This window comes from Nonomuraea sp. NPDC059007, from assembly GCF_042740555.1.
Lineage (GTDB): Bacteria > Actinomycetota > Actinomycetes > Streptosporangiales > Streptosporangiaceae > Nonomuraea.
This window is the reverse complement of sequence record NZ_JBHYJD010000026.1, coordinates 82,277-95,274: the sequence shown is the minus strand read 5'-3', so window position 1 is coordinate 95,274 and position 12,998 is coordinate 82,277. Positions and strand designations below refer to the sequence as shown.

Annotated in this window: 15 protein-coding genes; 8 read left to right on the top strand and 7 right to left on the bottom strand. The window is 70.7% G+C overall.

Going from position 1 to position 12,998, the window contains the following annotated elements:
- The first annotated feature begins 181 nt into the window (after positions 1–181).
- The 3 genes from ACFWY5_RS35175 (at position 182) to ACFWY5_RS35165 (ending at position 3,960) form a co-directional block, all read left to right on the top strand.
- Positions 182–1,285, top strand: a complete 1,104-nt coding sequence (locus ACFWY5_RS35175; RefSeq protein ID WP_379637087.1) for an adenosine deaminase — start codon at positions 182–184, stop codon at positions 1,283–1,285.
- Between the two features lie 517 nt (positions 1,286–1,802).
- On the top strand, positions 1,803–3,029 hold the full coding sequence (locus ACFWY5_RS35170; protein WP_379637085.1) for a hypothetical protein: 1,227 nt from the start codon (positions 1,803–1,805) through the stop codon (positions 3,027–3,029).
- A gap of 256 nt (positions 3,030–3,285) precedes the next feature.
- On the top strand, positions 3,286–3,960 hold the full coding sequence (locus ACFWY5_RS35165; protein WP_379637083.1) for a DNA polymerase beta superfamily protein: 675 nt from the start codon (positions 3,286–3,288) through the stop codon (positions 3,958–3,960).
- A gap of 62 nt (positions 3,961–4,022) precedes the next feature.
- Here ACFWY5_RS35165 and ACFWY5_RS35160 read toward each other — a convergent pair whose 3' ends face one another.
- Entirely contained in the window at positions 4,023–4,604 is a 582-nt protein-coding gene (locus ACFWY5_RS35160) for a LysE family translocator (RefSeq protein WP_379637081.1), read from the bottom strand.
- A 150-nt stretch (positions 4,605–4,754) separates the two neighbouring features.
- Between ACFWY5_RS35160 and ACFWY5_RS35155 the strand changes: the two genes are divergently transcribed.
- Complete coding sequence (locus tag ACFWY5_RS35155) at positions 4,755–5,345, top strand: HAD family hydrolase (RefSeq protein WP_379637079.1); 591 nt, start codon at positions 4,755–4,757, stop codon at positions 5,343–5,345.
- A 5-nt stretch (positions 5,346–5,350) separates the two neighbouring features.
- Here the strand turns inward: ACFWY5_RS35155 and ACFWY5_RS35150 are convergent, their stop codons facing one another.
- Positions 5,351–6,130, bottom strand: coding sequence for a helix-turn-helix domain-containing protein (locus ACFWY5_RS35150; RefSeq protein WP_379615955.1), 780 nt, complete (start codon positions 6,128–6,130; stop codon positions 5,351–5,353).
- Between the two features lie 123 nt (positions 6,131–6,253).
- Here ACFWY5_RS35150 and ACFWY5_RS35145 point away from each other — a divergent pair, with 123 nt between their 5' ends.
- On the top strand, positions 6,254–6,667 hold the full coding sequence (locus ACFWY5_RS35145; RefSeq protein WP_379637077.1) for a hypothetical protein: 414 nt from the start codon (positions 6,254–6,256) through the stop codon (positions 6,665–6,667).
- A 121-nt stretch (positions 6,668–6,788) separates the two neighbouring features.
- Entirely contained in the window at positions 6,789–7,676 is an 888-nt protein-coding gene (locus ACFWY5_RS35140; RefSeq protein WP_379615951.1) for an alpha/beta fold hydrolase, read from the top strand.
- Between the two features lie 169 nt (positions 7,677–7,845).
- On the opposite strand, the gene ACFWY5_RS35135 is transcribed toward ACFWY5_RS35140, so the two are convergent.
- The 3 genes from ACFWY5_RS35135 to ACFWY5_RS35125 all read right to left on the bottom strand — a co-directional run bounded on the left by ACFWY5_RS35135 (position 7,846) and on the right by ACFWY5_RS35125 (position 10,130).
- Positions 7,846–8,697 (bottom strand): hypothetical protein, encoded by an 852-nt coding sequence (locus ACFWY5_RS35135; RefSeq protein ID WP_379637075.1) that lies wholly within the window; start codon positions 8,695–8,697, stop codon positions 7,846–7,848.
- Positions 8,694–9,245 carry an RNA polymerase sigma factor gene (locus tag ACFWY5_RS35130; RefSeq protein WP_379637073.1) on the bottom strand — a complete coding sequence of 184 codons (552 nt, stop codon included), beginning with the start codon at positions 9,243–9,245 and terminating at the stop codon, positions 8,694–8,696. The genes ACFWY5_RS35135 and ACFWY5_RS35130 overlap by 4 nt, the downstream gene beginning before the upstream one ends.
- 387 nt (positions 9,246–9,632) lie before the next feature.
- Entirely contained in the window at positions 9,633–10,130 is a 498-nt protein-coding gene (locus tag ACFWY5_RS35125) for an SRPBCC family protein (protein WP_379637071.1), read from the bottom strand.
- A gap of 170 nt (positions 10,131–10,300) precedes the next feature.
- Here ACFWY5_RS35125 and ACFWY5_RS35120 point away from each other — a divergent pair, with 170 nt between their 5' ends.
- On the top strand, positions 10,301–10,792 hold the full coding sequence (locus tag ACFWY5_RS35120; RefSeq protein ID WP_379637069.1) for an MBL fold metallo-hydrolase: 492 nt from the start codon (positions 10,301–10,303) through the stop codon (positions 10,790–10,792).
- Positions 10,793–10,839: 47 nt separating this feature from the next.
- On the opposite strand, the gene ACFWY5_RS35115 is transcribed toward ACFWY5_RS35120, so the two are convergent.
- Positions 10,840–11,352, bottom strand: a complete 513-nt coding sequence (locus ACFWY5_RS35115; protein ID WP_379637067.1) for a carboxymuconolactone decarboxylase family protein — start codon at positions 11,350–11,352, stop codon at positions 10,840–10,842.
- Between the two features lie 155 nt (positions 11,353–11,507).
- Here ACFWY5_RS35115 and ACFWY5_RS35110 point away from each other — a divergent pair, with 155 nt between their 5' ends.
- Complete coding sequence (locus ACFWY5_RS35110; RefSeq protein WP_379615935.1) at positions 11,508–11,876, top strand: hypothetical protein; 369 nt, start codon at positions 11,508–11,510, stop codon at positions 11,874–11,876.
- Between the two features lie 74 nt (positions 11,877–11,950).
- Here ACFWY5_RS35110 and tsaD read toward each other — a convergent pair whose 3' ends face one another.
- Positions 11,951–12,961, bottom strand: coding sequence for a tRNA (adenosine(37)-N6)-threonylcarbamoyltransferase complex transferase subunit TsaD (gene tsaD / locus ACFWY5_RS35105; protein WP_379637065.1), 1,011 nt, complete (start codon positions 12,959–12,961; stop codon positions 11,951–11,953).
- Between the last annotated feature and the right edge of the window lie 37 nt (positions 12,962–12,998).

Below are 12,998 nucleotides of genomic sequence, written 5' to 3'. Positions count from 1 at the left end.
CCCGGGACTGGGGTAACAGTCCACGGGTACGCATCGTTCGAGGTGGACCGGGCCACCTTCGTCAGGCGGTTCGTGGACAGGATTACCGGGAAAGGCGCGTGAGTGCGCCGCCGGCCGGCGTCCACGAGCATGCCGATCGCGCGGGCTTCGTGATCACCGTCAGCGAGCTGGGATGAGGCGAATGACCACCACTCTGTTCGACCGCCGGACGGGCGGGCTCCGCCCCGACCTGCCGACGGCGGTCTTGCACGATCACCTCGACGGCGGGCTACGGCCTGCGACGATCATCGAGCTGGCCGATGCCATCGGCCACCGGCTTCCGTCGGCCGACGAGCATGAGCTGGCCCGATGGTTCGTCCGCGGTGCCGAGCAGCGTGACCTGGTGGCCTATCTGGACACGTTCCAGCACACCACGGCCGTCATGCAGACGGCTGAGGGGCTGCGCCGGGTGGCCCGCGAGGCCGTTCTCGACCTGGCCGCCGACGGCGTCGTCTACGCGGAGGTGCGGTTCGCGCCGGAGCAACACCAGGAGCGCGGGCTGCGCCTGGACGAGGTCGTGCAAGCCGTGCAGGACGGGCTGGCGGAAGGGATGGCCGAGGCCTCGACCCCAGGCGGCTTCCCGATCGTCGTCAACACGATCATCTGCGCGTTGCGGACCGAGCGCCGCTCGCTGGAGATCGCCGAGCTGGCCGCCCGCCGGCGGCGCCGTGACCCCCGGGTCGCCGGATTCGACCTGGCCGGCGCCGAGACGGGCTGGCCCGCCTCGCTGCACGCGGCGGCGCTCGGCCTGGTCCGTGCGGAGCTGGTCCGGCTGACCGTCCACGCCAGCGAGGAGCCGGCCCTGTGGCTCATCTCCGATGCGCTGGAGCACGGCGCGGAACGGATCGGGCACGGCGTCCGGCTGGCCCAGGACATCACGGATCTGGACGGCCCGGCTCCCCGGCTCGGCCGGTTGGCAGGCTATGTCCGGGACCGGCAGATCTGCCTGGAGATGGCGCCAACCTGCCATGTGCAGATCGGGGCCGTGGACTCCCTGGAACGTCATCCCATCGGGCCGATGCTCCGCCTCGGCTTCAACGTCACGGTGAACACCGACAACCGGCTGATGTCCGGAGTGAAGGTCAGCGGCGAGATGGCCGCCGTGGCCGACGCTCACCAGCTGACCGTCGCCGAACTGCACCGGCTGGTCGGCAACGCGATCCGCTCCGGTTTCGGCGACCATGACGAGCGGCAGGAGATCATGACCACCATCGTCGACCCGGCCTGGCGGGCCGCCGGCGGATGACGACTGGACGAACGTCTTCGATGCTGCGGAAAACCACAGGTACGGACGGGTAAGCGCCTCATTCCACGCGGTGACCGGCCCGTCCTACCGTACCTCGTCATGATCGGAAAATTGCTCCACGTCCGACGACGCCTGGCGGCCGGACTGGCGTCCGTGCTCACCCTGGCCGTGGTGATCATGCTGTCGTTCATGACCGACAGCACCATGCAGTCCTTGCCGGCCGGCGCCCCGGGCGAGCAGTTCAGCGCCGAGCGCGCGCTGGTGCACCTGAAGCGGTTCGCCGCCGAACCGCGGCCCATCGGCAGCCCCGCGAGCAAGCGCGCCCAGACCTACCTGGCGGGGCAACTGCGCGCGGCGGGGCTGCAGGTGGAGGTCCAGCGCGCGGTCGGCGCCTGGTCCGCGGCGGGGCTGGCGGCGTTCGGCCAGGTCGACAACATCGTGGCCCGGCTGCGGGGAACGGACCCGACCGGCACCGTGCTCATCGCCGCGCACTACGACTGCCCGGCTGCTGGTGGCCGTGGCATCGGCCGTGGTGCCGCCGGCGGTGTCGGCCGCCCTGGCGCAGGGGCTGTGGGAACTGCTGGTGTCCTGGCGGCCCGCCTACGACCTGATGGGCGGGCTGCTGCATCGCCCGCTGCCGTACCGGGCGGCGATCGCGGTCCTGTGCGCGCTGGCCGTCCTCGGCTGGTACCTGCTCCTGCGGCGCAGGCTCGGCCCGGCTGCGCTGGCGGTCGGGGCGCTGACCTGGCTCGCCGGGCTGGGTCTGCTGTGCTGCCAGGTCGCTCCCGGGGCGTCCTTCCTGTTCACGCTGCCGGCGCTGGCGGGCGCGGCCGGCTGGTGGGGCGCGCTCCTGCTCCGCGGCCCGGCCTGGGCGCGGGCGGCTGTGGCCCTGCTGGGTCCGGTCACGGCCGCGATGCTGCTGCCGGGGCTGGCCCGTGACGTCTTCGACGGAATGGGGCTGGCGCTGGGCGGGGTGAGCGCGCTGGTGCTGGCACTGTTCGGGCTGATCGTGGTGCCGGTCGGGGAACTGTTCCTGCCCGATCCCGCCACCCGGCCGAAGCGGGCCGCCGTTCTCGCGGCCCCGTTCACGGCCCTTCTCCTCGCGGCCGGGCTGGTCGCCGCCGGGCTCGTGGGGGACGTCTTCGACGCCGATCGCCCGCAACGCACCCATCTGGCGTACGTCATGGACGCCGGCACCCGTACCGCCCACTGGGTCAGCGCCGACGCGGACCCGGCGCGGTGGACCAGGCAGTACGTGTCCGGCCACGACGTCTCCGCGCTGCCCGCCGGGTACGCGCGGGGCACGCTGTGGACCGGTCCCGCACCGGCGATCGCCGCCGAGGGCCCGCGGGCCGACGTCCTGGCCCACCGAGCGGACACGCTGAAACTGCACGTGACCGCCGGGAAGGGCACGCGCTCGGTGACCCTGCGGTTCGACCGGCCGATCACCCACGCCACCGCCTCGGCCGGCCGGTTCGGGTCGGTGGGCGTGCCCGTCACCGGCACCCGAACCGGCACCTGGCCCGCGGAGATCCGCTTCCGCGGCCTCCCCGCTCAGGGCGTCCAGCTCACCGTGCGTCTACGGGACAAGGACCGGATCCGCCTCACGGTGATCGCCGAGACCGACGGGCTGACGGGGGTGCCCGGCTTCGTCCCCCGACCTCCTGGCCTGGTCGCCGCCACCCGAGAGGACGGCGATCTCACCGCGGTCACCCGCGGCTACACCCTGACCGGGCCCTCCTAGATCTCGAAACCCCGGCGTGGCTCGGCCTGTCGGAACGATGGTCCCAGCCTCGCCGGACCAGCACGTCGCCGTCGATGACGCAGGCGTGGTCGAGTCATTCGGTGCCTCTCCGATGGGGTACGTCCGCGACCTCCGGCCGGACCGGATACGCCATGACATACTCTCGACCGGTGACCGGGCCGGAGAAATCGCGTTATCGCTGGGGCGGTACCCATCTGGCGTTCGTGGCCCACCGCCGCCCGAAGGTGGTTCCCGTATGACGGTGCTGATGGGGGTGGTGGGGCCCGCCGTACACGGGCTGGACCCCGAGGACGACGAGCCGAAGGTGCTCGGGGTGTATCTCGCGGACGCCGAAGACGTCTGCGGACTGCACGGGCCGGCCGCACTCGCGCGCACATATGTGAGCCCGGGCGGCGACCTCACGATGCACGAGCTCCACAAGTTCGCGACCCTCGCGCTCGAAGCCGATCCGGCGGCGAGCGAACTGCTGTGGCTCGGCAGCCACACGGTCTGTACCGAAGCGGGGCGCGCTCTCGTCGAGCTCCGCGAAGCGTTCTTGTCGGCGCCATGCGTGCGCAAAGCCTATGGAGGCGCGGCCCTGCGGCTGTTCCGCCGGCCTTCGCCGCCTGCCGACGAGGACGCCGAGCTCATCACCGCGTACGCACGAGACTGCCTCCGGCTCCTCCGGCAAGGGCGTGCACTGCTGACGAGCGGGCGGCTGATCACCGACATGACGGCGCAGCGCGAGGACGTGCTCGCCGCGGCTGAGCTGGCCACGCGCAATCCGAAGGCGTTCTCCGCCGTCATCAGGACGGAGCTGGCGGCGCTCGACTCGATCGACTCGGTGCTGCCCGGCCGCCCTGACACCGCGCGGGTGAACGCCACACTGATCGAGCTGAGGCTGGCGAGCCTCCGGCAGGCGGCTCCCTAGCCTGCGCGACGCCGGCCTGGCGATCGTCAAGCTCGCGGGGCGGGACGCCCTCACACGGGGCTCTATGGGCGGCCGGCGACGGCCAGGTTGACGCCGAGGGCGATCAACGCCGTTCCGGTGAGCCCGTCCACGGCCTTGCGTACGGCCGGCTTCGCGAACAGCCGGCGCAGCGCCCCCACGAGGTTGGCCACCAGGAGGAACCACAGGACGGTCCCCACCACCGCGATCAGCGACAGCACCAGCGCGTCGCCCAGCACGGCCTCGCCGGAGACGAACTGGGGCACCAGCGCGATGAAGAACAGCGCCGCCTTGGGGTTGAGCACGTTCGTCAGCAGCCCCTCGCTGAACGCCGCCAGCGGGCCGCGCCTTCCGGGGTGGGGCAGGTCCAGCCGCAGGTCACCGCCTTTACGCAGTGCCGCGTGCCACGCCCTGACCCCGAGGTACAGCAGGTAGCCGGCCCCGACGACCTTGACCACGGTGAACGCCACGGCCGAAGCCGCCAGCAGGGCCGCGATGCCGCTCGCCGCGGCCAGCACCCAGACGAACACACCGGCCGAGACCCCGGCCGCGGCGGCCATGCCGTACGCGCGACCGGAGACGGCGGAACGCCGGACGACCACGGCGAAGTCAGGCCCGGGAGACATCGCGCCGAGCATCATCACACCCGCGAAAGCCACCATTTCCGCCGCATTCATCACGACGGCTACCCTAGTACTTGTCATCGCAGGCATGCCCGAAACGGGCACTCCGGGGCCAGGCGCAGTGATCGTCAACCTCGCCCATAGAATATCCGGGTGATCTTGGATCTTCCCCCGGGTGAGTTCGGCGCCTATCTGTTCGACTGCGACGGGACCATCGCGGATTCCATGCCGCTGCGCTTTCTCGCCTGGCGGCAGGCGCTGGGCGAGTGGGGATGTGAGCTCTCCGAGGAACTGTTCTACGCGTGGGCCGGTCGGACGGTGGCCGACATCATCGCCGATCTCAATGCGAGCCAAGGGCTGGCCATGCCGGTGCCGGCCGTCGCTCGCCGCGGTGAGGAGCTCTGCCAGGAGATGCTGCCCCGGCTGACGGCGGTGCCCGGCGTACTTGAGCACATCGAAGCCGCGTTCGGCCGCATCCCGTTCGCCGTCGTCTCCGGTAGCGACCGTGAGTCGGTGACGGCCACGCTGACCGCCCTGGGGCTGCTCGACAGGTTCGAGGTGATGGTCTGCGCCGGTGATTATCCGCGGGCCAAACCCGACCCGGACCCGTTTCTGATCGCGGCCCGGCAGTTGGGCGTCGACCCGGAGCGCTGCCTGGTCTTCGAGGACGCCGACAACGGGATTCAGGCCGCTCAGGCCGCCGGCATGGCCTGGGTGCGCGTTCCTTCGCCGGGGCAGCGCTGACCGCCTCAGGCCGGGGACGGCTTCGGGTGCTGCACGATGGAGGAGGTGGAGCGGACGACGCCGATCCCGGAGACGGCGCGGCCGTCATTGTCCTTCCAGAGCTCGAAGTTGTAGCGGCCCGGGCGCAGGCCGGTCCAGGTGTGCACCTGCCAGGAGCCGCACTCGAAGCGGGCGGACGCGCCGCCGGGGCGTAAGGCGATCCAGTACTCGGTCATCCCGGTGGGACAGGAGAGGTTCGCCCAGACCTCGAGGTCGCCCTCCGCATGCTGCGTCCACTCACGAGAGGTCACCTGCTTGTACATGTTCGTGACCTTCCAGGGGAAGCCGCTGGCCGGGGATACCGGCGGAGAGGCCGAGGCGGGAGTCGCGTTCGCGGGACCCGGTTCCCGGCTGGAGAGCCAGAGGTATCCGCTACCCCCGGCGACGGTCACGACGGCGAGCGCGGCGGCCAGCGGGAGCCGCCAGGACCCGCGCCGTGGCGGCTGGCCGGCCGGTTCTCCCGGAAGGCCGGGGGGCGATCCCGGCTCCCCCGCGACTGCGCGCCACCGGGCCTCCCAGGCGTCCGGATCCCCGCCACAGGCCTCGACATACGAGCGGACGAAGTCCAGCGGCGGCAGCTCCGCCGGATTCAGCCGCCGGGAGATCGTGCTGGAGTGGTAGCGCATCCGCTGCCCGACCTCCTGCAACGACATCTCGCCTCGCAGCCGGCGCAGATCGTCGACGAACTCCGCGACGGGACCCGTTTCGCGGTCGATCGGCTGATCCTTGCGTCCACCTCGCGACATGGCCCGCTCCGGGTTGTTGCGGTTGTTGTTGCTATTGATGCGCAGCCCGGAAGCGATGACAAGAGCAGTCAGGTATGGCGAGCTGGCACTGTCCCCCCAACTCCCGACCAAAGGAGATGACGGATGTCAGGCCGAGTCCGGACACTGCTGGGCGCCCTCTCCATCATCGTGGCCACCCTGGCCCTCACACCGGCGGTGGCGTCCGCCGACAGCGTCCTGCACCGCGACACCTATTCCTACGCCGGCGGCTACAAGATCAACCTCACGATCTTCGGGAACGCCGCCCGGGCCCGGGGCATGTGCACCATCACCAACCTGCCGGAGTCGATGATCATCCGCGCCTGCCAGTTCCTCCGCAGCACCTCCGGCGGCGCCGGCACGGAAAGCGGCAACGGCTGGCAGCGGCACTTCCCCAGGGCCTACTCCAGGATGCTGGGGCTGGCCTGCGGCACCTTCTACCGGGTGTTCATCCGCTTCCAGGCCGTGAGCGCCAGTGCGCCGTCCACTGCCTACGGCTCGTGGTGGCGCCCCTGCTAGCAACCACGTGATGGCCCACCGGTAGATGCCGGGCATTCGCTCAAACGAGCTTGGGCGAATGCTCGGCACTTGACCTTGACACCGTGACAAGGCCTTCACTGTCACCAAGGAGGTGGTTCCCATGCCCGACTCGAACAGATCCGGCCACGATCCGCTCGACATCGCCCGAGGGGCGATCTACAAGTCCCAAGCGGGCGAACGCGAGCTCCTCGACCACTACCGGCAGGTGCTGGACACCTGGCCGGTTCCCGCCGAGCACATACGGGTACCGACTCGCGAGGGCGAGACCTTCGTCCTCGCCTCCGGCCCGCGGGACGCGCCGCCCCTGGTGCTGCTGCACGGCTCGGGCGCGAACACGTCGATGTGGCGCGCGGACGTCGGCACCTGGTCGCGGCACTTTCGTACGTACGCGGTCGACCTCGTCGGCGAGCCCGGCCTGAGCGCGCCCTCGCGTCCCGCCCTGGACTCCGGCGCCGTGGCCCTCTGGCTGGACGACGTGCTGGACGGGCTCCAGGTCACCGGCGCCGCGTTCGCCGGCACGTCCCTCGGCGGCTGGACGGCCCTGGACTACGCGATCCGTCGTCCAGGACGCGTGACCCGCCTGGCCCTGATGTGTCCCGGTGGTGTGGGACGGCAGAAGGTCGGCTGGATCTTCAAGGCCCTCCTGGCCCGCCCCTTCCGGCGCGGCGGGCTACGCGAGTCGGCCATGGCCGTCGCGGGACTGGACGCGGACAGGGACCGGCAGGCGCTCGACGCCGTCGTCCTGACGTTCACACACTTCAACCCCCGCAGGGAAAAGCTCCCGGTCTTCCCCGACGACGCGTTGCGCGGCCTCACCATGCCCGTCCTGGTCATCGTCGGTGGCCAGGACGCCATGTTCGACTCCCACCAGAGCGCGCGGCGTGTCCGAGAGTGCGTCCCGCACGCGACCGTGACCCTGCTCCCCGAAGCCGGTCACGCCATCTTCGGCCAGAGCGAGCCGATCGCCGAGTTCCTCCGCCGAACTTGAGAACTCCTCGCCGAGGTGCAGTCACCCGGCGCAGGAGGAACGGCAGCTCACGGAGCGTGGGCCTCCAAGAAGCCGAACGCCCACACCCCGGCCCGCCGCGCCGAGCCGCCGTAAGGTGATCACTGAGCACAACCTCGCCGCAACACCGGCGGGAGTGCGATGTGTGTGCTTATTCGCAGCCCTCTTTTCGGAGGAGTGTGCGTATGAGGTCCTCGGGCATCGGCGTTCTGCTGACGATGAGCCCGGCCTTGCCGTACTCGGTCAGTGAGCCGCCCGTGACGTACATGGAGTCGGGGACGGAGTCCTTCTCCTCCACCTCCGAGCCGTTCTGGACCGCGTAGTCCTTGACGGAAAGCCCCAGGGCGGCCAGGCTCGCCCGCACCTCGTTCACGCGGCGGTTGTAGAAGGGCTTGCAGTGCAGGGGTTCGCCCTGGCCGGTCAGGGCGGCGATGATCGCGTACTCCTCCCCCGGGCGGGCTTCGCGGCCGAGCCTGAGGGTGGCCGTGCCGGTGAAGTCCTTGGCCACGGTGATGCCGATCGGGCACGTACGGCCCACCCCCAGGTCACATCCCTGGCGGTCGATCGTCTTGATCTGGTCGGCATGGGGGAAGGAGCCGCTGGTCCAGCCGGGGGCGTCGGGGCTGATCTCGCCGACGTTGCTCGGGGTGGCGGGCACCACCTCCAGGGAGATGTCGAGTCCGGCCTCGCGCAGCTGGCGTTCGTACACCCGGGAGTCGGCGTACAGGTCCTTGACCTCGATGACGTAGCTGTCGGCCGTCTCCTTGATGGCCAGTGCCGAGGCGGGCTCGGAACTCAGGAGCGCGGCAGCCGACCAGCCCATCGCGGCGAGCGCCGCGGCCACCGGCAGTGCCACCAGCGGACTCCAGCGGACGCGGGCCGTACGCGGCTCGAGCTCGGCCGTGTCCATGATCTGCGTCATCAGGTCATGCGCGACCGGCGTGAGCCCGGGGCCGGGGTCGCGTGCCATCCGCTTGAGGAGTTCGTCCTGGGCGAGGGTCATGCTTTCTCCTTGACGAGGCTTACGGCGCGCCTGCCGTACACGCTGAGGTCGATGTCGGTGGCGGCCAGTTCGGCGGCCAGCCGTTTGCGGGCACGGTGCAGGCGCTGGCGGGCCGCCACGCGCGAGCACCCGAGCACCTTCGCGATGTCATCGGAGCCGAGCCCCTCCCATCCGGCCAGCGACAGCAGTTCCCTGTCGTCATCCGACAGGCGGGCGAACGCCTCCCACGCCCCCTGCGGCAGCGGGTCGGGCGGAGCGTCGGCATACAGCGCGAGTTCCTGCTGCAGGCGCTGGGTCAGCGCCGAGCGGCGCAGCGTGGTGCGGTGGTGGTTGGCCAGGGTCCGTCTGGCCGTCGCGTACAACCACAGCCTGGCCCCCTCGCCTTCCGGCACGTCCGCCAGGCGGCGCCAGGCCGTGGTGAACGTATCGGCGATCACGTCGGCGGTGTCGTCCGGGCGGTCGGTCCGCCGGCGGACGTAGGCGGCGACGGCCGCGTAGTGCTCGGTGTAAAGCTCCTCGAAACGCCGCCGGGACTCCGTCGGTGCCACATTGCCGTCCTTCCGATTGACCGTTGCCACATGCGAGTTGATGTCCGGCAATCTCCGGATGTGACAGGAGGGAGGCCCCGCGCTGGAGACAGAGCGCTTGTTCGGTCAGCGGGTGCGTTGGGCGATGAGGACTTCCAGGCCGTCGAGGAGGCGCTGGAGGCCGAATTCACGGCTTCTGTCCGGGGCCGGGTCGCCGGCTGCCGCTGGCCGGTCCAGGGCTGGGTGCCGGCCGAGGTGATGGATCGGGTGTTGCGGACGTGGCCGCCGAGCAGGAGGACGGCGTCCATCTGCCTGCTGCCCGACGGACTCGCCTCGGCCTGGCGGCTTTCCCACGCCACCACCATCCCCGCGACGGGCGCCGCGCCCTGTGCCACCGCCGCCCCTGAGTCACTTGGGGTCGTTGAGCGCCATGCGGGCGGCGCGCATCTCCGCGTACATCTCCCATGGTCCTTGCGGGAGGACGTGCCCGGTCTCCAGGAAGGTCTTGAGGTTGGCCAGTACGGACGGCCATCCGGCGGAGACCGAGACGTGTTCGTTGTGGTCGGACAGGTTCTCGTGGGTGACGGTGAGGCGGACGATGTCGCCGTGCGGCTCGATGTCGAAGGTGACCCGGCCGGGCCCGCCGGGCCGCTCCTCGTTCGGGCCGGACCGGGTGATCACCAGCCGCTTGGGCGGTACGGCCTCCAGTACCGTGCCCACGAGGTCGACGATCCCGGAACCATCGGTGCGCGGGTGCTCCCAGGCCGAGCCGACCTGCCAGTCGGAGACGTTGCGGTGCTCTGCCCAGTATTCGGCGGTCACGTCGGCGTCGGTCAGCGCGTGCCAGACGCGCTCCGGCGTGGCCTGGATGAAGGTGACGTACACAAAGGCCGGCAGGTCAGCCATTGTCGTGCTCCTCTCCTCGTCGCTTCAGGTGGCTCAGCGAAGAGACTACCTTGACCCGTCAAGGTAGGACAGCCCGATCAGGTCCTGCGTGAGATGACCATGATGTACTCGCAGGGGGCGTTGGTTCGGTTGGCGAAGCCGTGGTCCGCGTCGGCCTGGAAGAACAGGGAGTGCCGGCGTTCAGGGTCTCGATGATCCCGCTCACCCACAAGCACGAAGACCACGTGAGCGGCCTGATCGCACCGGACGGGTCCGAGGCGTTCACCAAACTCGAACGCGTGTGGATCGGCGCGGGCGACACCCGCGACCGGGTCGTACCCGTGTCGGAGAGTGTCGCGATCAACGACTGGGTCACCGCGATCCCGACACCGGGCCACACCCCCGGCCACACCGTCTACGACGTCAGGAGCGGCACCGGCCACCTTCTCGCCTGGGGCGACACCGTCCACGTTCCCACGCTCCCATTCGATCAGCCGAAGGTGTCCTGGGAACTCGACGGGGACCAGTCCCAGGCCCGCACCGCGCGAGCGGCCCTCCTCGAACGGCTGACCCAGCCGCACCACTTCGTAGCCGGCGCCCACCTCGACTCACCCGGCATCGTCCGTGTAACCCCGTCCGGGGGCGGTTACGCGCTGGAATACCTCGCCCCGCCGATCGGCTGATTGAGCCTGTCGGCTCTCGAGCACCCGGACAGCCTCCAGAACCGTGCTCATTTCTCGTACGGCTCGGCCTCGATCCGCAGAACGTTCGCGAACTGCCCGAACATCCAGTAGTAGCCGATGACCTGAATCAGCTCGACGATCTGGCGGTCGCTCAGTCCGGCGCGGACCGGTGCGAACACCGCGTCGTCCACCGGCAGCCCGCGCGCCACCGCCGTCGCGAAGGTGAGCACGGCCAGATCGATGCCGCCGAACCCGGAGTGGTCGCCGCGGTAGACCGCCGCGCGCTCGTCCGGCGTGATCGGCACACCGGGCGGGTTGTGCCGGACGCGCAGATAGTCCGCGCCGAGCACGCAGGCGGTGGCGTTCGCCGCGAGTTCACGCAGCCGCGCCGGCAGCTCCAGGTCCCTGATCTGCTGCAGACCCACCCGCATGAGCGTCGCCGCGCTCGCTTCGGAGTGGGCGACCATCATGAACAGATGGGAGTTCGGCGGCAACCTCGCATGCCACTCCCGCAGGTCGTCGGGCAAGGCGGACATGTCCGCGTACGGGATACGGGCCATGCCCAGAGCCTAGGTCACCGGGTACCTGGCGGGGCGGCGCCGATGGCGACCCGTATCGACCACGCTCGAGCGCGTCAGAACGCCGATGTCAGGAGTCATCCAGGGTGCCGGCCACAACCGAAGTGTGGGTGGCAAACCTCAACAGAAGGATGAACATGGCCAACACCATCGAGAAGTTCCCCGTGGCCACCCCGGTCACCACCGAGGACGCGCAGCGCATCGTCGACCAGATCCGCGCCGACGACGAACTGGCCTGGCAGGTCGCCGCCGAGCTCGACCGCGATCCACGGCTGCTGCTCGCCAGGCTGTTCGCGCTCTCGAGGGCGCAGCAGACCGGGCTGTCCCGGATGAGGCTGGAGCGTACCCGTTCCGCGTTCGCGCCGGTCGCCCGGGCTCTGCGCGAGGGTGACCCGGTGTTCGTCCGGGTCGACCCGGCGCCCTCGGTCACCACCGCCATCACGGGGTCGTTCAAGGTCACGGTCGACAACGACGGCGTCAGCGTGGAGGCCTCCATCTCCTGCTGAGGACCGTCCGTAGTATCGGCCCGCTCCTGGTGGGGCGGGCCGTCCCCCTGCCGGCGCACCCAAGCCATGTCAGGTCATACACAAACCGCCCGTGTCAGCAGGGCGGAAGAGTCGGTGGACAGGCCGAGGGTGGCCGGTGGGTGCCCGGCCTCGGCCAGCAGGTCGCCGACGGCGGCGATCATCAGGCCGTTGTCCGTGCACAGCGCGGGCGGCGGGACACGCAGGGCGATGCCCGCCGCGGCGCAGCGCGCCGCCGCCACCTCGCGCAGGCGTGCGTTCGCGGCGACGCCGCCGACGATCAGCAGGGTACGCACGTCGTGCTCCAGGCAGGCGGCGACGGCCTTGCGGGTCAGGATGTCGACCACGGCCTCCTGGAAGGAGGCGGCGATGTCCGGCACGTTCCGCTCGCCGCGCTCGACGTGGCGGGCCACGGCGGTCTTCAGTCCGGAGAAGGAGAAATGGTAGCCCTGGCCGAGCATGGCGCGCGGGAAGGCGATGGCGGCCGGGTCGCCCTCGGTGGCCGCTCGGCTGACCGAGGGGCCGCCGGGGTAGCCGAGGCCGAGCAGGCGGGCCACCTTGTCGAACGCCTCCCCCGCGGCGTCGTCGCGGGTGTCGCCCAGGTGCGCGATCGGGTCGCGGGCCAGGTCGCCCAGCATGAGCAGCGAGGTGTGGCCGCCGGAGACGATCAGCGCGATCGAGCGCTCCGGCAGCGGCCCATGCTCCAGCGTGTCGGCGGCGACGTGCCCGGCCAGGTGGTGCACGCCGTACAACGGCTTGTTCCAGGCGAGCGCGAGTGACTTGGCGGCGGCCAGCCCGATCTGCAGCGCGCCGGCCAGTCCGGGGCCGGAGGTGACCGCTATCGCGTCGACGTCGCCGGGCTCGATCTTCGCCTGTTCCATGGCCGTGCGCAGGCAGGGGACCAGGGATTCCAGGTGCGCCCTGGCGGCGATCTCCGGCACCACGCCGCCGAACCGGGCGTGCTCGTCCATCGAGGAGGCCAGCGCCGCGCCCAGGACGCGCCCGCCGGCGACGACGCCGACGCCGGTCTCGTCGCACGAGGTTTCGATCCCCAGGACAACGGCCACACCGACTCCTTATCGCGATTGATTTGCAACTACGAAT